29 protein-coding genes and 1 pseudogene are annotated in these 19,155 nt (G+C 31.7%); 12 read left to right on the forward strand and 18 right to left on the reverse strand.

Annotated features, from left to right (window positions below):
* The first annotated feature begins 32 nt into the window (after nt 1-32).
* Together DSQ20_RS08420 and DSQ20_RS08425 are read left to right on the forward strand one after the other, a co-directional pair.
* Entirely contained in the window at nt 33-545 is a 513-nt protein-coding gene (locus DSQ20_RS08420; RefSeq protein ID WP_179365292.1) for an adenine phosphoribosyltransferase, read from the forward strand.
* A gap of 1 nt (nt 546) precedes the next feature.
* The gene (locus tag DSQ20_RS08425; protein WP_179365293.1) at nt 547-1,338 is read left to right on the forward strand and encodes an S-methyl-5'-thioadenosine phosphorylase; all 792 of its coding nucleotides are present in this window, start codon (nt 547-549) and stop codon (nt 1,336-1,338) included.
* Here DSQ20_RS08425 and DSQ20_RS08430 read toward each other — a convergent pair.
* Genes DSQ20_RS08430 through DSQ20_RS08445 form a run of 4 tightly spaced genes read right to left on the reverse strand, consistent with a single transcriptional unit; the run spans nt 1,335 to nt 2,658 of the window.
* A complete protein-coding gene (locus DSQ20_RS08430; RefSeq protein ID WP_179365294.1) occupies nt 1,335-1,619 on the reverse strand; it encodes a hypothetical protein in 285 nt (94 codons plus the stop codon). The genes DSQ20_RS08425 and DSQ20_RS08430 overlap by 4 nt on opposite strands.
* Entirely contained in the window at nt 1,620-2,018 is a 399-nt protein-coding gene (locus DSQ20_RS08435; RefSeq protein WP_179365295.1) for a hypothetical protein, read from the reverse strand.
* Between the two features lie 22 nt (nt 2,019-2,040).
* Complete coding sequence (locus DSQ20_RS08440; RefSeq protein WP_048110511.1) at nt 2,041-2,394, reverse strand: hypothetical protein; 354 nt, start codon at nt 2,392-2,394, stop codon at nt 2,041-2,043.
* A gap of 33 nt (nt 2,395-2,427) precedes the next feature.
* A complete protein-coding gene (locus DSQ20_RS08445; protein WP_179365296.1) occupies nt 2,428-2,658 on the reverse strand; it encodes a hypothetical protein in 231 nt (76 codons plus the stop codon).
* A 70-nt stretch (nt 2,659-2,728) separates the two neighbouring features.
* Here DSQ20_RS08445 and DSQ20_RS08450 point away from each other — a divergent pair, with 70 nt between their 5' ends.
* Nucleotides 2,729-3,184: an Hsp20/alpha crystallin family protein gene (locus DSQ20_RS08450; protein WP_007551253.1), complete on the forward strand. Its 456-nt coding sequence runs from the start codon at nt 2,729-2,731 to the stop codon at nt 3,182-3,184.
* Here DSQ20_RS08450 and DSQ20_RS08455 read toward each other — a convergent pair whose 3' ends face one another.
* From DSQ20_RS08455 to DSQ20_RS08485, 7 genes are all read right to left on the reverse strand, one after another.
* The gene (locus DSQ20_RS08455; RefSeq protein WP_179365298.1) at nt 3,185-4,291 is read right to left on the reverse strand and encodes a DNA topoisomerase IV subunit A; all 1,107 of its coding nucleotides are present in this window, start codon (nt 4,289-4,291) and stop codon (nt 3,185-3,187) included. It abuts the gene before it with no gap.
* Nucleotides 4,278-6,116 (reverse strand): DNA topoisomerase VI subunit B, encoded by a 1,839-nt coding sequence (locus DSQ20_RS08460; RefSeq protein ID WP_179365299.1) that lies wholly within the window; start codon nt 6,114-6,116, stop codon nt 4,278-4,280. The genes DSQ20_RS08455 and DSQ20_RS08460 overlap by 14 nt, the downstream gene beginning before the upstream one ends.
* On the reverse strand, nt 6,103-6,675 hold the full coding sequence (locus DSQ20_RS08465; RefSeq protein ID WP_007551256.1) for a pre-rRNA-processing protein PNO1: 573 nt from the start codon (nt 6,673-6,675) through the stop codon (nt 6,103-6,105). The genes DSQ20_RS08460 and DSQ20_RS08465 overlap by 14 nt, the downstream gene beginning before the upstream one ends.
* Complete coding sequence (locus DSQ20_RS08470) at nt 6,672-7,481, reverse strand: serine protein kinase RIO (RefSeq protein WP_179365300.1); 810 nt, start codon at nt 7,479-7,481, stop codon at nt 6,672-6,674. Before DSQ20_RS08470 ends, DSQ20_RS08465 begins: the two co-directional genes overlap by 4 nt.
* Before the next feature lie 112 nt (nt 7,482-7,593).
* A complete protein-coding gene (locus DSQ20_RS08475; protein ID WP_048109998.1) occupies nt 7,594-7,890 on the reverse strand; it encodes a DUF424 domain-containing protein in 297 nt (98 codons plus the stop codon).
* Nucleotides 7,890-8,312 carry a translation initiation factor IF-2 gene (locus DSQ20_RS08480; RefSeq protein WP_048110000.1) on the reverse strand — a complete coding sequence of 141 codons (423 nt, stop codon included), beginning with the start codon at nt 8,310-8,312 and terminating at the stop codon, nt 7,890-7,892. The genes DSQ20_RS08475 and DSQ20_RS08480 overlap by 1 nt, the downstream gene beginning before the upstream one ends.
* Before the next feature lie 68 nt (nt 8,313-8,380).
* Complete coding sequence (locus tag DSQ20_RS08485; protein ID WP_007551261.1) at nt 8,381-8,524, reverse strand: DUF5679 domain-containing protein; 144 nt, start codon at nt 8,522-8,524, stop codon at nt 8,381-8,383.
* Between the two features lie 251 nt (nt 8,525-8,775).
* On the opposite strand from DSQ20_RS08485, the gene DSQ20_RS08490 reads away from it, so the two are divergent.
* The 4 genes and pseudogenes from DSQ20_RS08490 (at nt 8,776) to DSQ20_RS08505 (ending at nt 11,803) form a co-directional block, all read left to right on the forward strand.
* Nucleotides 8,776-9,264 (forward strand): hypothetical protein, encoded by a 489-nt coding sequence (locus DSQ20_RS08490; protein ID WP_179365301.1) that lies wholly within the window; start codon nt 8,776-8,778, stop codon nt 9,262-9,264.
* A 75-nt stretch (nt 9,265-9,339) separates the two neighbouring features.
* Nucleotides 9,340-10,484 (forward strand): annotated as a pseudogene (locus DSQ20_RS08495) (DUF373 family protein).
* A gap of 133 nt (nt 10,485-10,617) precedes the next feature.
* Nucleotides 10,618-11,361, forward strand: coding sequence for a polyprenyl diphosphate synthase (uppS, locus tag DSQ20_RS08500; protein WP_048110515.1), 744 nt, complete (start codon nt 10,618-10,620; stop codon nt 11,359-11,361).
* 16 nt (nt 11,362-11,377) lie between these two features.
* Nucleotides 11,378-11,803 carry a bis(5'-nucleosyl)-tetraphosphatase gene (locus tag DSQ20_RS08505; protein ID WP_007551266.1) on the forward strand — a complete coding sequence of 142 codons (426 nt, stop codon included), beginning with the start codon at nt 11,378-11,380 and terminating at the stop codon, nt 11,801-11,803.
* Here DSQ20_RS08505 and DSQ20_RS08510 read toward each other — a convergent pair.
* The 3 genes from DSQ20_RS08510 to DSQ20_RS08520 are packed head-to-tail and all read right to left on the reverse strand — an operon-like array spanning nt 11,777 to nt 14,227.
* Nucleotides 11,777-12,517 (reverse strand): orotidine 5'-phosphate decarboxylase, encoded by a 741-nt coding sequence (locus DSQ20_RS08510; protein WP_179365302.1) that lies wholly within the window; start codon nt 12,515-12,517, stop codon nt 11,777-11,779. The genes DSQ20_RS08505 and DSQ20_RS08510 overlap by 27 nt on opposite strands.
* Complete coding sequence (locus tag DSQ20_RS08515; protein WP_048110003.1) at nt 12,498-13,175, reverse strand: hypothetical protein; 678 nt, start codon at nt 13,173-13,175, stop codon at nt 12,498-12,500. The genes DSQ20_RS08510 and DSQ20_RS08515 overlap by 20 nt, the downstream gene beginning before the upstream one ends.
* A gap of 50 nt (nt 13,176-13,225) precedes the next feature.
* Nucleotides 13,226-14,227, reverse strand: a complete 1,002-nt coding sequence (locus DSQ20_RS08520) for an adenylosuccinate synthetase (RefSeq protein ID WP_179365303.1) — start codon at nt 14,225-14,227, stop codon at nt 13,226-13,228.
* Between the two features lie 80 nt (nt 14,228-14,307).
* On the opposite strand from DSQ20_RS08520, the gene DSQ20_RS08525 reads away from it, so the two are divergent.
* Nucleotides 14,308-14,769, forward strand: a complete 462-nt coding sequence (locus tag DSQ20_RS08525) for a hypothetical protein (protein ID WP_179365304.1) — start codon at nt 14,308-14,310, stop codon at nt 14,767-14,769.
* Here DSQ20_RS08525 and DSQ20_RS08530 read toward each other — a convergent pair.
* Nucleotides 14,766-15,047: a Fe(2+)-trafficking protein gene (locus DSQ20_RS08530; RefSeq protein WP_048110517.1), complete on the reverse strand. Its 282-nt coding sequence runs from the start codon at nt 15,045-15,047 to the stop codon at nt 14,766-14,768. The two genes, DSQ20_RS08525 and DSQ20_RS08530, sit on opposite strands and share 4 nt — an antisense overlap.
* Before the next feature lie 106 nt (nt 15,048-15,153).
* On the opposite strand from DSQ20_RS08530, the gene DSQ20_RS08535 reads away from it, so the two are divergent.
* The 4 genes from DSQ20_RS08535 to DSQ20_RS08550 all read left to right on the forward strand — a co-directional run bounded on the left by DSQ20_RS08535 (nt 15,154) and on the right by DSQ20_RS08550 (nt 17,217).
* Nucleotides 15,154-15,363: a hypothetical protein gene (locus DSQ20_RS08535; protein ID WP_179365305.1), complete on the forward strand. Its 210-nt coding sequence runs from the start codon at nt 15,154-15,156 to the stop codon at nt 15,361-15,363.
* 60 nt (nt 15,364-15,423) lie between these two features.
* Nucleotides 15,424-16,062, forward strand: a complete 639-nt coding sequence (locus tag DSQ20_RS08540; RefSeq protein ID WP_048110005.1) for a hypothetical protein — start codon at nt 15,424-15,426, stop codon at nt 16,060-16,062.
* A gap of 124 nt (nt 16,063-16,186) precedes the next feature.
* Entirely contained in the window at nt 16,187-16,474 is a 288-nt protein-coding gene (locus DSQ20_RS08545; RefSeq protein WP_007551274.1) for a winged helix-turn-helix domain-containing protein, read from the forward strand.
* 221 nt (nt 16,475-16,695) lie between these two features.
* A complete protein-coding gene (locus DSQ20_RS08550; RefSeq protein WP_179365306.1) occupies nt 16,696-17,217 on the forward strand; it encodes a THUMP domain-containing protein in 522 nt (173 codons plus the stop codon).
* Here the strand turns inward: DSQ20_RS08550 and cgi121 are convergent.
* The 3 genes from cgi121 to DSQ20_RS08565 are packed head-to-tail and all read right to left on the reverse strand — an operon-like array spanning nt 17,209 to nt 19,136.
* Nucleotides 17,209-17,982 carry a KEOPS complex subunit Cgi121 gene (gene cgi121, locus DSQ20_RS08555; RefSeq protein WP_179365307.1) on the reverse strand — a complete coding sequence of 258 codons (774 nt, stop codon included), beginning with the start codon at nt 17,980-17,982 and terminating at the stop codon, nt 17,209-17,211. The two genes, DSQ20_RS08550 and cgi121, sit on opposite strands and share 9 nt — an antisense overlap.
* Before the next feature lie 49 nt (nt 17,983-18,031).
* Nucleotides 18,032-18,349, reverse strand: coding sequence for a hypothetical protein (locus DSQ20_RS08560; protein WP_179365308.1), 318 nt, complete (start codon nt 18,347-18,349; stop codon nt 18,032-18,034).
* 31 nt (nt 18,350-18,380) lie between these two features.
* Entirely contained in the window at nt 18,381-19,136 is a 756-nt protein-coding gene (locus DSQ20_RS08565; protein ID WP_179365309.1) for a TatD family hydrolase, read from the reverse strand.
* Nucleotides 19,137-19,155: the final 19 nt, after the last annotated feature.

The following is a 19,155-nucleotide window of genomic DNA, read 5'->3' on the forward strand; positions in this document are numbered from 1 at the left end:
CAATTTTATTCCACCTATTTTAAATTCAATGCATGAATCTTAAAGAGAAAATATCTGAATTTCCAAATTTCCCTAAAAAAGGAATATTATTTAGAGATTTTAGTCCACTTTTGAAAGATCCATCAGCATTATCATTTATTGCAGATGAATTTACAAAGCATTTCCATCCAAAAGATATTGATTTGTTTGCAGGTATAGAATCAAGAGGGTTTTTACTTGCATGTATTTTGGCTACAAGATACAATAAAGGAATGGTAATGATTAGAAAAGCAGGAAAATTACCAGGTAAGACTAGCAAACTATCATACAAAATTGAATACGGTCAAGATACAATTGAAATTCAAAAAGACATAATCAGTAAAGGACAGAAGATCCTAATTTGTGATGACTTACTTGCTACAGGAGGAACTGCAAAAGCATCTGCAAAATTAATAGAAAAAGTAGGTGGAAAAGTTGCGGGATTTGCATTCATTATTGAGTTAACAGAACTAAACGGAATTAAAGGAATAAATCAATACAATTGTAAATCATTGGTCAAGTATTAACATGGAAAAAAATGTAGAGATCGGAATTTTTGGAGGAACAGGAATTTATGATTCCGGAATACTAGAAAACCCGCAAGAAGTTACAATAGATACACCATATGGAAAACCATCAGATTCAATTACAGTGGGAATTTTCAAGGGAAGAAAGATTGCATTTTTACCAAGACATGGAAAAAAACACACAATTCCCCCACACATGATAAACTATAGAGCCAATATTTGGGCATTCAAAGAATTAGGTGTAACTAGAATAATTGCACCTTCTGCAGTTGGAAGTTTGAAAGAAGAGATAGAGCCAGGTCATTTTGCATTACCTACACAGTTCTTAGATTTCACAAAATCAAGAAATGGCTCATTTTCAGAACTTGGAAGAGTTATCCACATATCAGTAGCAGATCCATTTTGTCCTGAATTACAATCATCAATTCTTAAAGTAGTAAAGGAGAAAAACTTTCCAATTCATCAAGATTGCACATATGTTTGCATTGAAGGACCAAGATTTTCCACCAAGGCCGAATCAAAATTCTACAGAAGTACGGGTGCCGGCATTATTGGAATGACATTAGTTCCAGAATGTCAGCTAGCAAGAGAAGCTCAGATGTGCTATGCATCAATTTCAACAGTTACAGATTATGATGTATGGGCAGAAAAACCAGTAACAGCCAAAGAAGTATTAGAAACGTTATCAAAAAACGTAGAGCGAACAAAAAAAGTTCTAACAGATTTAATTAATCAAATTCCAAAAACAAGAAGTTGTTCTTGTTCTAAGGCTTTGGCAGAAGCTGAATTCTAGTCATCAACAAAAGACTCTCTTTTCAAACCCTCAGGTAATGTAAGATCTCCTTGAAGAAGGTTCAGCTGTAATGAATTTATTACTTCATCAACATTATATCCTAATTTTTCTAATTCTTTTTCTGTGACTTTGGAAATTTTTGCACCTATGTTTTGACCTCCAATTCTACCAAACGCTATTGCATTGAATCTAAAAGAATGAGCATCGATTGTAAAAGTACCAGTTATTTTTGCTGCCATCTGGCTTCCATGAACATTATTAATGTGAACTTTAAGATTCATTTAGATTTCTACTGCTTTGTTGATATTATCATCAACCAAAAAGCTCCAGTGTTTATCATCTTCAACTTTGAAATTATTTACTTTCAGAGAGACAATTTGTTCATCTAAACATTCATGTTTTATTTCAGAATTTTCTTTCAGTCTAACTAATTTCCATTTGTACTTTCCTTGTTGTAATTTACATACAGTAACACCCCATTTTGCATCTGGATCAATTTTTGGCATTCCTACCAAATCTGCTAATTCTTCAATTCCAAGCTGTTTTTCCTCACAAAATCGTTTTTTACATACACCGCATCTCCAGACATCAACTGAACCTATGGTTCTCTCGTCAATGTTGATGTTAACTACCCCAAAATACACTGGTTGATGTTTACAAGATTCGGTATCAATACTCAATGTTGTTCACAAAACATTAGGATTATTTAGTTCTTGCATCATCGTATGATTTTTCTAGAACCACACCTATATTGTCAACAATCTTATTTCTCTTAAATTCGATATTTTCACGTTCGCAGAATTTTCTATACATGTTTACAGCAGTAAATCTAGGATGCATTGCCTCAAACTCAGTTTCAGAAATATCTATGAAAGCACCCAATGTCATTAGTTCCTTAGCAGTTTTCAAAGCATCCTCAGTTGAAATATTTAGTTTTTCTGCAATAGTTGTAGGAGTCATTTTTCCATGACATGTAATTAAGAGAAATACTTTAGCTTGCAATGGAACTAGTTTTATTTCTGAAATTAGATCCTTTTCTACTCTAGAAATTTCCATCATTTTTAAAATAAAATCTAAGCAAATAAAGAATTATTTTGATTCCTTTTTTACCAATAGTTTCTTGGATATTTTTAGTGAGAATCCCATAGCAATAAAATGAATTACACCGCCTATTATTGCAGCTTGCATCAAATTATCAAGAATAAACCAAGATATTGCAAAAGTTGTAATTGATGGAACTGTGACAATTACAGCAATAATTGAGCCTTTCAAAATAATCTCTTTCATAGTAAGTTTACTGGTTTTATTATCACTAGACATAAACAATTTTCAAAAAATGGTAATAAAAATCAAAGATACTTTATATTTGGTCAGAGTCAAATTGAGTTACTTGGCAAGTTATAAGGGAACATATTCAAATGAACAATCGTTAAACTTTGTAATTCCAATAATGGTAATTTTGTTTTTAGGAATTATTTACATAATGACCCAAAGAGCAGGTTCAGGTTTTGTTAGTTTTATCCTAATTGGAGCTGCGGCAATTACAATGTTTTATTGGATTCATGTTCTAAAGAAAATGACGAAGGATCAAAAACCAGTATACAATGCTAGGGAGCAAGAAACTAAAAATTGGGTCTATGATTTGATCAAAGGAGATGCAGATTTTGTATTTGTATCAGAAGTTCCTGGTCCAGAAGACAAGATATCAGTTAGACTAATTGATGGTGTATTGTATATTCGCGGTTCTGGAGGATTTTCAAAAGAAGTTCCAATAACAGGATCAAATGAAATGCAAATTCAGGATTTCAAATATAGAAACGGCGTACTTACACTAAGAATAAAATAACTACAAACTTTTTGCAAGTTCTAATTTTTGTGGAAGATATTTATCAGTAATGTTTGTCAAACCGTATTTTGAAAATGCTTCTAATTCAGCTTTTCTTTTAATTTTAAGAAATACATCCAGTTCTTTTTTCCAAATACCTTCTTGATATCTTGGATCAGTTTGTAAATCATAGCATCGTTTAATGTCTGACTCAGTCATTGGAATTGTAGGAAGTTTGAATTTTTCAATATCAGTAGCCCATACACCTACCCATTTTGCATCAGGAACAGTGAGTTCTCGAAGATGTGCAGCATTTGCTGAACCAGATTTTATTACCATTGCAATATGTTCTCCATACACATCACCATCTGTCAGAATAATTACTGGTAGTCCTAATTCATCATGAAGTCTCTTTAAAAGAGTTCTAGTAGAACGAGGAGCTTGTCCTCCAGTATTAATGATAATAGATTTGAATTTCTTATCAACTTGTTCTTCAACAAATCTTGTAAACAAACCACCTTTTTCAATGGCAATTACGATTTCAGCACTTGTATCTAATAATTCGGCAGTAGTAAGACTGGGGCCAATAGAGTAACCATCAGGATGGTTTGAAAGATTCATTTTTTTTCCTTCGTATCCAGGAATGGTGTATTCTATATTCAAATCTCCAAAAATGGAGCTTCTCTCTTCAGGAAAAATATGAAAATCTTCACGAGGTTTTGACAGTACCGCTTCGAGGTCAACTATAATGTTATCAGATTCAGATTGATCTTCAAATTCAATTGCGAATGCTTGAGATGAATAATACACATCTCTTAACGTAGATGATTTTTTTTCTTGTGTTAATCGGTTAGCAAAAAATGCCAACCACATTAATTGTGTAAATGATCTTAATTGAGATGAGTTTCTAGAACTTCTAACAGCAGCAGAGTTTCCTAAAATATATTGTCTAAGTTTTTTATCATAAACAATATTACTGACTGATCTGCTAGGTATTGAAAATTTTGGAAATTGTCCGTTATCTAAATCACCATAAACTTTAGCGCCATGATCTTTTAGGGCATCGATGATATTCTGCTGTTTTACTTTTGCTTTTTGTTTACGATCTTTAATTTTATTGGTCGTCAACTGTAATCTCCTCTTCTAATAATTTCTTATAATTTGGTTCTTTAGTCTTTCCGGAAAGTTCTGTACAAAATTGCGAAATAAGTGGTAGATACTTTGCATATAGATTTGCTCTCTTTTTTGCCATCTCGGCTTGACCACGTTTTGACATGTATGCTGCAAGTTTTCTAGAAAGAAATTGTAAACCTAGTCTTAATTCACGTTCTATTTCTTGTCGATCAGCAACATTTTCTTTTCCAACTGTTTTGTAAGGGATTCTAGTTGAACAAATATGAGATACTATAACAAAAGGAGGATCACCTTTGACTTTATACCTACTCCAATCAGTATCATTTACAACTTTGAGAACTACATCGCTTCCTTCATCATAAAGTAATGGAATTCGATTAGCATAACGGTAAACATGTGGCCCACCTGGTTTAATTTCACCACCATAAGCAATACCCATCTCCACAACAAAGGGAAAACCAGAATAGGCAGATGCTGGACGCTGAACCACTGCGCAGAAATCAGGTTTGAAGAATTTCTTCATGCCTTTCTCAAGGGGTTCTTCCCCTAGGGGAGCTAAACAGCTAGGATCAGGTGAAAGAAAATCCTCAAATTTCTGTAATGAATCACTTAGTTTTACAAGTTCTTCATTTGTCAATGATCCCATCCGTTTTTCAGGTTTGAAACCTGCAAACTCTGCAAACTTGACAGCAGTTGAAGGTCCTATTCTTTGAAATCGTTTAGTTAAAAATGCAGTTAGTGTTTCACCCTGAACCGTACCAGTTAATTGTTTATAGTAAGGATTATCAGAATCAAGATCAATTGTTTTTGCTTGTGAATCACCAAAATCCCAATAGTATAATTTTTTATTTGGTACATCAATATCATCAATTCTAACTTTACTAAGTTTATCAAAATCCATTTCAAGAAATGACATCAAAGAAATAACAACTCTTACAGGTCTGGAAAGAGTTTTCCAACGTTTTGCTGCTTTATCCATAATTCCAGTAAAGGTGAGATTTTTTTTTGCCAGTCCTAAATCTTTCCTAACTTTTTCAATCATTATATCATCAATGTTTGGAATTTCGAATTGAGATTCAACCATCATACGTCTAATTGTTTCAACATCAATACCATGTGCATGAGGTCTAATGATTGTCGGTGCAGGTGGCATCTCATTTACAATTTTAGAGTAATGGAATTTTTCTCCTTTAGGATCATCAAAAGTTATTGTTGCATATGGCGTAATCAGAGAGGTTTCATAAACATAATCTTTAATTTTTGAACCTGCTTTTGCATAATCGCCTTCAAGACAAATACTGACAGAAAGACCCCTTTTTGTTACTTCTTTGGTATTATGTTTTAAAATCACAGGTTTGTTTTTTTGAATATCCAACAACAATTCAAACTCGTCTTGAATTTTTCCATCAGTGGAACTTTTAACATAAACCGGTTTGTTTGTGGTAATTTGTCCATAGAGAATCGCCATTGTAGCTCCCAGACCAAACATTCCTCGTGCCTGTTTTAATCCAAATTTAGAGCCATAAAGTACAGTTCCAAAGGCTAATGGAACATGTTTAGATTCTATTCCAGGGCCATTATCTTTTACAGTTAGGATGTATGGTTTAGGATCCGGAGCATCTGGATCAATAGCCTTTATTGAAAGATGGACATCAGGAAAGATTCCTTTTTGATCACATGCATCTAAAGAGTTTTCTACAAACTCCCTTACAGCGGTATAAAGTGATCTAGTAGGATTGCTAAATCCGGCTAGATCCCTATTCCTATAAAAAAACTCACTTGGTGAGATCTGATTAAATTTTTCTTTAATAGAAGACATCTTGATTTTCCCACAGTTGCATTTTTTCTTGTTTACTTTTTCTATTTGCTGCTTCTAATTTGTTGTAAACGGCACCATGTATACTACCATTTGATATTGAGGATATTGCATCTACAACCAATTTTAGTTTACTAGTATCTCCAATTATTGAAACAGTTTTTCCATATACAGAAATATGAGTCCCAGTTAAATTTTCCATGTTTTTTCTTGCCTTACCGCCTTCTCCTATAATTCTCCCTTTTATCCTTTCAATATTTGCATTTGATTTTCCGGCAAACTCCCTCAAATCTATCACGTGTAATGCATTTTCACCCTTTAGTAAACTCATTGCATTATCAGGAGAAAAACCTCTACCTATTGCAGTTACTATCTCCATAGCTTTGAAAGGTTGAATACTTTCAACATCACCGTTAGATTTGATAAAAACTTCGCCTGATTCACCATCAATATCTAAAGTAACATAACATAGCTGTTCAATCTTAGATTTTACTGAACCGGATTTGCCAATTAATACAGCTATACGTTCATTTGGAATTCTAAGTATTTTTTCAAAACTCATCCTACGATATCCTCAAATATTTTAATTGGATCTTCAACTGAAATTCCTCTTTTTGAAAAGAATCTTGTTATATTATTAATGTCTCTTTTAAGAAATTCTTGAGCATTAGGATGCCTAAGATCAACTGCAGACCCGAGATCAAAAAGAACCAACCCATTAGGAGTTTTAAAAATATTATATTCTGAATAATCGCCATGAACTAATTGTGCCTTTTGATAAAGTCTGGTAATTATAGAAATTGATTGGGCATAATCATTTTCATCAACTTCTGATTCAAGTAGAATTTTTGCGGGTGAACCGTGCTCGCCAATAAAATCTAAAGCAAGAACATTATTTGATAAATAAAGAGGCCTGGGGACAGGAATTCCACATTTGTAAGCCTGTGTTAAATTTCGATATTCTTTTTTTGCCCATAAATAAATCAGATTTTTTGTTCCTCTTTTTATTTTTGAAAATCTTGGATCACCCGTAATGTATTGTTCACGTTTCTTAAAATTTGAAGCACTAATCAAATAAATTTTTAATGCAACATCATTATTTTTTTCATCAACGGCCCAAAATAGAACTGACTCTTTTCCTGCACTTACAGGACCATTAACATATGCAATAACATGATCTGTGATCATTTTGTATAATGTCATAACAGTTGGTTTGTCTAAGACTTCGTTGATCACTTTACCTTTTTTGAATCCATCGTCTAATCCTCCTCTTTTTGATTTTGAAGTTAATTTATGATCAACTTTGGATTCTAGTTTTCTACTTAGATCATCATATAACAAATCATCGGACATTAGATCATCGGACAATGAATATCATCACACTTACTAGATAAAAGAGATTTCCTTTAGTGAATTTGATTTAAAAAATATACTAGATGTTGATAGATAAAATAACTTCATAGTTTTTCATTGAATGAATTTACATTTTAAAAACGATCAAAAAAGGCACTCCAGAAATTTTTTTCACTCCATTTTCAGAACCAATTCCAAGTTCTAAAGAAAGAGAGATAGTATCTTTGCCAACCATATTAATTATATTTGAACTTTCTAGCAATTTTTTAGCTTCATCAATTTCAATTATTTCATTACCATAATAGCTCTCACTAATTTTCATGGTCAACTCATTTTCGGATATACTTTTTCCAAGAAGTTCTGCATCGCATATATTTAACATTAAATTTTTTTGATATTCAGTAGTTTTAACTGAGAATCGCATTACGCATATTTACCTTTTAGAGTAGATTTAGCACCGCAAGCTTCACAAATCAAAAAAGAGATCCTATTTTCTTTTAGTATTTTTGTATCAGGACTTTTACAAGTATGACACTCAAGATAATCTTTAACATAAATTTGGAAAAGACGTGTAAAGTCATCAGGAGCTCTTCTCCCAACAAACATAGCCTTGTCACCTAAGCGTTCAGCTGGAACTGCAAATTCTTTAGAAAGATATTGTAAGACTTTATCAGGATCCCGACGAAGTACTTTAGGAAATTCTGAAAAATTACGCAGAAATGTTTTTTGGCCTTCCCACATAACATCCACTACAGGAAGCTCAAATCTAGTAGTAGATACTTTTTTAGAATCGCCTAGTTTATCTTGAATTCTCTTAAGCAATGTTTCGTAATCGGATTTAGCCACTGAAAATTTGTGTATACTGTACCCTATATTGGTTTTTGAAAAAGAGAAATCGTGTGGATTTTGTTGGCCTACATCTTTCCTATTCGGAAGACGTTAGTTCCACATGTTGGACAAGTGCCTTTTACAGCAGGGCGTCCATTTTTTAGTTTAGTTTCTTTGGGATCCTTTACTTGTCTTTTAGCTCTGCATTTTACGCAATATGCTTCTACCATTATGAAAAATGTCTCACGTGGTGGTATTTAGGAAGAGCCTGTGAAAATTATTTAACTATAGACTAGATGGGCGTAAATTTTCTTACACATCAATAATCAAAGATTATAAAAAATAATAAGAAATATTGTAATTTTTTTAATATTTATCATAATAATTATACCTGAATGGATTTTTTTTACTATTTATTCAACATTAGACTAAATTTTGAAAGGTTTACCAGTTATAAACACCATGATTCTAGAATAAAAAAATGGCATCTAAAAAAGGAATTATAATCACTATTATCATTTTAGCATCAATTACAGCTGCCAGTTTTCTCCTTTGGATTGTACCTCAAGAAAATCCAGCAACTTTGGTCGTTTCAGACTATGAAAACTATCTTGAAGGAGTAAAGAAAATTCATCAAGTATTACAAGAATCTATAGAAACTGAATTTCAGAATCTTTTAGATGGAAATACTTCTCCAGATGAGTATATCTCAATAACAGAAGTAACGACTTCGCAAGTTACAGCTCAAATTAGTGAGTTTGTAACATCAAAACCAACAGAAGAATGGCAAAATAGTTACATTACCTATATGGAAGCTATGAAAAAATTTAATGAATATATTATAGAAACTAAGGTTGCAGCAAATATGCTAAAAGTGGGTCAAATAGATGCTGAAACTTTACAAAATATTGAATCATTAAGATTAGAAACGCAAGAATTAATCAAAAAATCAGATGAGTTAAGACCATAGTCAGGCTCAAAACATAATTATCATATTTATAAAAGTTGGAAATCGTTAAAAAGCAATTCAACGATTAGAAAAAGAATGTCTCAGAGATCCGACATAGAAAAAGATGTCAATGCTTCAACTTCAAACAAGTTACTAGTAATTTGTGTAGATAGAGACAATGATGTAGGTGAAAAAGCAGGTATAACTACTCCAATAATTGGAAGAGATGCCTGTATTGATGCTGCACAAAGATTAGCATTGGAAGATCCTGAAGATGCAGATTCAAATTCAATGTTTGCAGCAATTAAAACATACGAAGATTTAATCAGTAAGGGTTACCAAGTAGAAGTTGTAATTGTTGCAGGAGTAAAAGAAAGAGGAGTTCAAGCTGATGAAAAAATCCTTAAAGAAATTAAAAAATATTAGAAATATTTTCTGCGAATGGAGCAGTTATTGTATCCGATGGAGAAGATGATGAGAGTGTAATTCCAGTTATTCAAAATGTATTGCCAGTAGTTTCAGTACAAAGAGTTGTGATGAAAGTAAGTAGAAGTGTAGAATATTCCTATGCAGTTTTTGGAAAATATCTAAAAATGTTAGCATATGATTCAAAGTATTCTAAATTTTTCTTAGGAGTTCCAGGTATACTTTTGCTAATTGGTGGAGTTGCAACAGTATTTGGATATACTGAAGAAATATTTGCAGTGTTAGTTAGTATTTTAGGTATTTCATTTTTAATTAGAGCATTTGATGTAGATAAAGCATGGTCTAACTTGACAAGACCTACGCCGATGGGTTTTATCAGAATTTTTACAATGGTCGCTGGCATATTGTTGATTTTATCATCCATTCCAACTGGAATAAGCTCTATTGATCCAGGAGTGTTAGGTGATGAGACAGAAATACTCAGAATAGTTACAGACAAAATAATAATTGGTCAATTCATCACAGGAGCTTTACCAATTCTATGGATGGGTCTTGGAGCAATTTTTGCAGGAATATTACTTAGCAATTGGATTGGGGGAGTTCCAAGACAAATTACAGATATTTTAAGAATTGTAGTTCTTGCAGCGTTATACCCTATAACATCACAATTTATCCTCATAATGATGAACGGTGACGTTCAATCAATCACACTAGTGCCACCATTACTAGCAGGACTAGCTGCTACGTTAGTATCAGCCACAATTCTATTTAGAAAATATAGAAAACACAAACATCAAGAAATGATCGTAGACTAAAAAAGTAAGAAATTCTTTATAATATCTTTATTCCTGAAAAACACTGATATCATCTAGGGTTATTGATCATGAATGGTGATTGGAAATTAATAAAATAAAAGATACAGTATTTCAATTATCAGGATTATATAGAATATATTCAAAAAGGCTTGAAACCGAAATACGTGGCGGTGATATACCAAATCATCTTGCTTTAATTTTAGATGGAAATAGACGATGGGCAAAAAGACATCTAACTATTCCTAAAACAGGACATTGGAAAGGAGCAGATGCAGTAGAAAATCTTCTGGACTGGTGTGAGGAATTTGACATAAAAATAATTACTTTGTATGCACTTTCAGCAGAAAATTTAGATCGAGACGATGAAGAATTAAGTCATCTTTATGAATTAATTCGAATTAGATTAGAAAAACTGTACAATGATTCAAGAATTCATAAAAACAAAATGAGAGTTAAAGGAATTGGAAGAATAGAACTATTACCAGATTCAATTAAAGATGTTTTAAAACGATTAGATGATGCAACAAAAAATTATGATAACCACTTCCTAAATATTGCACTAGCATATGGAGGACAAAATGAGTTAGTTGATGCTGTTAAAAAAATAGCTGAAAAGATCAAAGATGGTTCAATCGATGTAAAGGATATTACTAAAAAAGAAATTGAATCTAATTTATACACATCTCATTTACCACAATCATCACCAGATATGATTTTAAGAACATCGGGAGAAAAAAGATTGAGTGGATTTTTAATGTGGCAAAGTGCATATAGCGAATTAATTTTCATGGACATATTTTGGCCAGAGTTTAGGAAAATTGATTTGATGAGAGCCATCAGAACATTTCAAGAAAGAAAACGAAGATTAGGTAAATAATTGGGAGAATATTGAAATGATTGAAGAAACTTCTGCAGGAGTAGTAATATTTAGAAGAGAAAATTCAAAAATTTTATTTTTATTATTAAATTATCCATCTGGGCATTGGGATTTTGTCAAAGGAAAAATGGAAGAGGGTGAAACAACTCATCAGACAGCAATACGAGAAACTCGAGAAGAGACAGGAATTACAGATATTGTATTTTTAGATGATTTTGAAGAATGGATAAAATATAATTTTCAATATCATGGGGAATTAGTAAATAAGAAAGTGGTTTTTTTCTTGGCAGAAACAAAAACAGAACAAGTTATAATTTCTCATGAACACCTTGATTATATTTGGGCAGATTATGAAACTGCGATGGAAAAAACAACGTTTGACAATGCAAAATCAATTTTAACTAAATCAAAAGAACTACTTGGAAAAACTTTGCAGTTGTAATTCTTTAGAAACAGATACAGGATTTTTATCATTGATTATAGTTCGACCAACGATAAGATAGTCAGTACCTGCAGAGAGCACATTTTTTGCACTTCCACCCTGAGTACCAATTCCTGGCGAAAAAATATCTAATTTAGAGCCTGCTTTTTTGTGACAATATTGAATAATTTCTGGAAATGTTGCCCCGACTACAATTCCATCAACTTTTGAGGTAATTGCCCAATCCAAAAATAATTGATATAATTTCTGCGATTTACCCATCTTGATTTCCATATCGTATGATAGTTTTGCTTCAGGTGCGCTCATATGACATAATGTAATTACTCCCTTGTTTTCCTTGTGAGACGATTTCACTAGTTGTTTTAGACTATCTAATCCCATAATTGGGTTGGCGATTACTGCATCAAAACCCAAATTCCAAAGATGCTTAGTTGTGACTTTATTTGTATTACCTATATCGTTTAGTTTAATGTCAGCAATTGTTTGCAATCCGTAGTTATGGGCAGTTTTATTTATTTTAGAAATTTCTTTAAAACTTAATGGCAATAATAAATGAAAGTTTAATTTTATTCCACAGAGATATGGATATAATGTTTTGATATTTTGTATTGTTTTGGTAGTTAAATTTTTTTCAGATGAATCATAATCATTAGCAAGAATAATTTTACCATTCTTTTTTGATATCTGAGAAAGTCTAGTTTTGAAGGTGGCCATAATCAACTAAGGGATGCGTCTCTTTTAGTTTTATAATTTTGATGTAAGAATAACCATGTTCAGAAGGATTATCAACAAAAGAAGGTTCAGATCCATTATTAGTGGTGAATTTTAAAAATGGTTTTCCAGGATCAGAATCAAGAACAACATGACAAAAATAAGATGCACCTTCTTCATTAAAATTCATAAAAACTCCAACTAGCCATTTATTTGCATGTGGAAATAAAAACAGCGGAAATGGAATTTCTTCAAAACCCCAAGTAAGCTTTGCAAGACTAGATAGATCTTCAAGCTCAATTGGCAAATATCTGTCAGCAGTTCCATTTCCAGGTTTTAATGCATCAGGAAGTGATTTTATTCTAACGATTGGAGAATATAGCTTGCTTGCATCAGATGTAGAATTTACAATATCAGATTCCTCTTTTCCACCTTTTAATCCATAACAGATGTAGTGACCATCATTCTCAAATGGCGTGTAATACACAATTGGTTTTTCTTTTAGTATATCCATTTGAACTGATAAAACTTTTTTTCCATTATGCTCATGAAGAAATGATACACGTGGTGCACGCTCAAGTGCACAAACGAGCCTAGAAAATTCTAACGTAGAAGAAACCTCGATGTAACGAGGTAATTTATCCACAATTAATTTTTCCACAAATAATTTTTGTGTAATACTAAATTAAACTTACCCTAAAATTTTTCAGGCTATTTTCTTCTATCAATAATTTCATTGACATTTGGTCCTGTTCCAATTATAGTTACAGGCGTGTTTAATTTTTCTTCAATATTTTTTATGAATGATTTAGCATCAATAGAAAGTTCCTCAAATGATGTTTTACCTGCACAATTTGGAAATAGAACATCTAATTTTGTAATAGAGATTTGTGTTGCACTATTAAGCATGATTGCACGCCTAGCTAAGTCAAAATCAAAATCAGCTGCCCGCCTCTGTCGTCCAGTTACAGTTCCAAATTCAGACCAACCTTTTCTTTCAGCTTCTTCAAGAGAAAGTTCTTTTGATAATGGTCCAGTACCAACACGTGTAACATATGCTTTGAAAACAACAATTACTTCATCTACTTTTTTTGGTCCGAGCCCAACATCAGCACATATTCCAGATGCAGTAACGTCTTTTGAAGTTACAAAAGGATATGTCCCATGCCACAAAGATAAGAAAGTTCCCTGTGTTCCTTCAACTAGAACATTTTGATTTAAAGAAAGGGCAGTGTTAATTTCTTCAGGAACATCTACAATCAATGAAGATAATGAATCAATATCTTTTGCAAGTTTTAAAATTCTCATGGCTCTATCGGCATTTGCAGGTCCTGTACCAGAACCAGTACTACCAATTTTTTCTTTTAATTCTCCTTTAGAATCACGGAGAAGATGGCTTTCTTCAATAATTCCACAGTGTTTATCAATAAATGCACGACCAGATGCGTCAAAATCTTGAATCTCTTTTAATAAAACACTTGGATTAATTACAACGCCCGGGCCAATCATTACTTTTGCAGTTTTATTTAAAAATCCGCTTGGTAACATTCTGACTTTGTATGTTTTATCACCATCTCTAATTGTATGACCTGCATTTGGACCTGCTCCACCTCTAACAATAATTTTTGGGTTATCTTTTATTGCCAAATATGAGATAATCTTTCCTTTACCTTCATCACCAAAAAATCCACCAACAACAACAGTAGAAGACATATTCTCGAACTCAAATTTCGTTTATTTAAGCTAAAGTGTTATCAGATGATTTAATATTCAATTAAAAACAGAGTTGATCGTTGGCAGGACCTAATTATGCAGGAAATATCATAGTAATTTTAGCAAATCTTCCAGATTTTCTCAGAATACCTGTTTTGAAAAAAAGAATGGTTGAATTTTTTTCAATGAGTGATGCAGAAAAAATGGAGATCATAAATAACGCACTTGAAGCTGGGCCTACAATTCCGTTTCCAAATTTTGCTAAACTATTCAAGACGTGGTTAGAAATTCTAACTACACTACCTGAAGAACAAAGAAATGGATTATTCTCAGGGTACATCAATGAGGTCTCAAAATCACCTCAGAAATTAATTGAGTTTAATCTAGATGGAATACTAGAGATTTTCCTGACGCTAAAGAACGAGGAAAAAGAAATTCTTGTCCAATCAATTAAGAAGATAGTAAGTGAACTAGATGTTGAAGATAAAAGAAAATTAATGCTAATTATACCAGATAATGCTAAAATACACTTGAATTTTTAAGCACCAGGCGGCTTGTCAGGTTTTCTATTATCTTCATTGGTATAATCTACAATTTCTCCTTCAGGAGTAAGTACGCCTGCAAAGATTTTTTCGTGTTTTTTTAACAGTTTTCTATGATCTGGCATGGACATGTCTAATCTCATTTCATTCATTACCATTACACGGTATTCCTTCCATTCAGCCCAACACTTGTTGCAAACTGGATATTTTTCAGCAACCATATCAAGTTGTTCTGTATCTGGGATGGAATTCTTACATTTTGTACAAGCTCGACTCATAGATTCTAACAAAATAGAACTCCTTTTATCTTTTATCAAGTGAAAACCATCAGATAGGCATTTTACGAATGTAAAGTAATAATAAATAACAAATGCAGAATTAGTTGTGAAAATAAAATGTCCAAAATGTAAGAAAAATGCAGAATTATCAATGGATTTTTCTTTTGTAAAATGCGATAACTGTGATTTAGATATGAGTTATGGTGAATATGTTAAATTTGTTGCTCATAACGAAACAACGTATTCGGATATTCTCGGTGACTATACAGGTAGTACTGAAGGTCAGGCTGCAGGGTCATTAGATGAATGGGATTAACCACATGGTAAAATCATTCAGCAGATTAAAATAATTAGATTGATGAATCGTTAATCATCATTGGAATTTCTACTAGAAAACATATTAAATTTAATTGGATTTTTAGTAGGACTTGCAATAGGGATAATGTCACTAATTGGATTTAGAAATACCGGTAGCCCTACATTATTTCGATTAACAATTGCATTTTTTTCAATAAGTGCGGGATTTTTTGTAATATGGGCAGGATATATGGTGGAAGATTTCATAACAAAATCAGGAAACATAGAAAGATGGATTCAAACTCTAGGAATTGTTATTCAAACAATAGGATATTTCTTTATAGCATTTTCACATAGCATTAAATCATTTTTTCCAAAATCAAGATACTTTAGATCAGTTGGAATTTTTCCGTTATTTTTAGTGTCATCTGTACAAATAGAACACATCTTTAGATCTATTTCATTTATTTTATTGGCTTATGGTGCGATTGAAACAATGTTATCATATTTTGAAAACAAAAACAAAGGAGCAATATCCGTAGCTGTGGGATTAGCATTATTAGCTCTTGGAGAGTTTTTAGGATGGTATTCGTTTGTATTTCCAGAATCTATTTTGTACTCAATTTCTATGGCAATCAAGATTGGAGGTCTAATTGCATTGTTTATTCCAGTAAGCAAAATCCCACTAACCAAGATAAAATTCGATGATCTGGATTAACAAGTATTAGGCTCAAATTACTTTCAAAATCAAAATTTGTCAAATTCTTTTATCTTTTTAGTATATTGCAAAATATCAACTGACTCTCATAGAAATTATGCAATTAAAGTATACAGGGATATTAATGACAGAGTACAGAACGCATATGAAAATTATTGGCGACATACTTGCCACCACACGTGATGATCTACAAGATGAAGATGGAGCCTCAGTAACTTATCTCATTAGAAAAGCTAATGTCTCACATTCAAGAATTTCCAGAATTTTAAAGACACTTGTATCTCAAGGATTATTAGAACAAGATGGGACAACTGGTTCAAATAAATATAGAATTAGTCAATCCGGACGAGAATTTCTTCAAGCGTATTATACATTCACATCTTTTGCAGATAACTTTGGATTAACTATCTAGTCTTCAATTTCTTCAAATTCATCTAAATCATCATCAAAATCATCTTGAAATTCATTGTCCTCATATTCTGACGATGGACTAGACATATCTATGATAAGAAAATTCAGTCAATTAAAAAACTTATTCAAATGTAAATGAATAATTAAAGAAAGAATGATAGTAAATCAGTTGAGAATCCATAGACATATAGTTTTAACACGAGGGGAGATCCTGAAAATACTTTGAATCTAATAATTACGTGTGCCAGACATTTAGAATTAGAAACTAAACAAGAAATATCAAATATTTTAGATAAAATAGGAGATTCAGAACCAAAGATAACCATTACAAACATGTCTGGGATATTGACTGCGGAAACAAAACTAGACCCAATTGATGTAGTAAACAAAATCAAAGAAAGGATATTAGATGAACCATGGTGTATTAGATATTCTTTAAGAATTATTCCAATTCAAAAAATTACAGAAACAAAGATTGAAAGTATCGAAGAAGGAATTTCAGATTTAATTAAATTAATTTTTTCTCATGATTCATACCGAATATCAATTGAAAAAAGAAATTCAGACATTTCAAGTCAGGAGCTAATTTCAAGAATAGCAAATAAAGTTAAAAATAAAGTATCATTAGAATTTCCAGACAAAATCATATTAATTGAAATTTTGGGAAATAAAACAGGAATTGCCATAGTCAAAAAAACAGATATTTTGAGCGTAGAAAAAACAAAGAGAAGTATGTCAGAGTAAAATTGCTGCTTTTTCGATCAATATATCTTCAAGAGGATTTTTTGAGATAACTGCATCAAGTTGCTTATCTGTTATTTTATAATATTTTTTTAAAAATGATGTATGATCTGTTGAAAATAACGGAATTGAAATAATTTCAATCTCATTGTAAAGCTTGTCTAATATTTTTCTATTTCCAAGCGCAATTAACATAAAGTTTTGTTTTGGTTTCATTCCAGCAGAATTAATTGCAGTAGAAATTTGAGATGAAATAGCAAAACGCATCAAAATATCCATTTCAAATTTATTTGAAAGTAAAATATCATTCTTCTCAGAATAAACAGATAATGAAATAATTTTTTTAAGATGATATCTGTTTAAAACAAAATTACTGGACACTGCCTGAAGTTTTACGCTAGGAAATTTTTTCCTTAGATTATCAACAAAAGTAACTGTGAGGTCATCTTTGCCTTTAATTTCAACGACTTGAATTAATTTATTTGATATATTGAAAAATAGTCTTTTAGACGAACCACCATGAATTATAGGAATTATACTTACTACATCGTTGTTTTTAATTTCTGTATTTTTGCCATCCATTGCAGAAGAATCAACACCGTTAATTGCGATCAAAATATTTTCAACATCAAGATTAGGAGTATTTGTTGGTTTTAGGTTTAGTAATAAATCAAGGAGTTCTTGAATAGTTATATCAGATTTATCAATTTTTATCTCATCGGTTAAAAATGACTTTTTTGCACCTCCTACAAGTTTAATCATGATCATATAGATATCATCAAAAATGCTAGTGATTAATTTTCTGTTTTGCTAAGAGTTATTCTTCAGTAGCGGTGCTTTTTGGTTCTGAGACAATTTCAATAACTTGTTCTTCATTAGAGTCGTCATCTGAAATTTTTTCTTGTAATGGGTAATTTTCGACTTTAGAAGACTCAATTTGAGACTGTTTTATTTTTTCGTCACGAATTTCTTTTTTGATAAATTTAGTAATATAGCCTGCAATTTCATTTTTTAATCCTTTAGAACGAATTATAGCTATTTGATCTAAGATTTTTTTGTTATCAGCAAAATCTTCTCCAAATTTTTGTTTGTGCTCATCTAATACTTCGTATGAAAGTCGCTTAATTCTATCCACTCCTCGTGTATTGAACAGGGGTTTTTTATACCTATATTCGAAGGAATGATTTGGTATTTGCTTCCAATAACATAGCCATTTCATCATATGATTTACCAAGTACTTTAGAGGCACAAAATACAACACTTGGTATGAAACTAATCTGACCAGATTTCATTTCAAAACACCTTGAGAATTTTACAGGACCGTCAGTTTCAACTAGAATTTTGTTTTCCGGTGTTTGAGATAACAGTGCTTGTTTATCATTGGCATAAATCGTTACAGGTCCATATGAAACAAAAAAACCCATATCCATTGCTTTTTGAAGCTGCTTTTTACTTCCATCAAACCAATGAAGTAATGCATGTTTAGTATTATAAGAAGTCATTATAGAAAAAATCTGATCTAAACTTTTTCTAGAATGAATAGAAATTGGTTTTTTGAATTTTTCTGCAATGGATAGAAAGGTTTCAAAAAAGTAGATTTGGTTTTTATTGTCTTCATCAGATTTGACATATGTAGGATCTAATCCAATTTCTCCAATACCTGAAATATTTTGCTGGTTTTCAGTAATTAGATTTATCATTAATTCTAAATCATCATCGATACGTTCAGGATGAATACCAATAAAGGGCAAGATAAGATTACTCTTGTTTCCAAGCTCCAATGTTTTTTGGGATGTTATAGTATCCATTGAGACGCAGCAAGCTTGAATTTTCATATTTTCCATGCCCCGAATAATATAATCCAGATCATTTTGATAATACGGATCAGTTAAATGAATATGAGAATCATATAACCAAGTCATTGCCTCAACTTTGAAAATA

Source organism: Nitrosarchaeum sp. AC2 (assembly GCF_013407385.1).
GTDB lineage: Archaea > Thermoproteota > Nitrososphaeria > Nitrososphaerales > Nitrosopumilaceae > Nitrosarchaeum > Nitrosarchaeum koreense.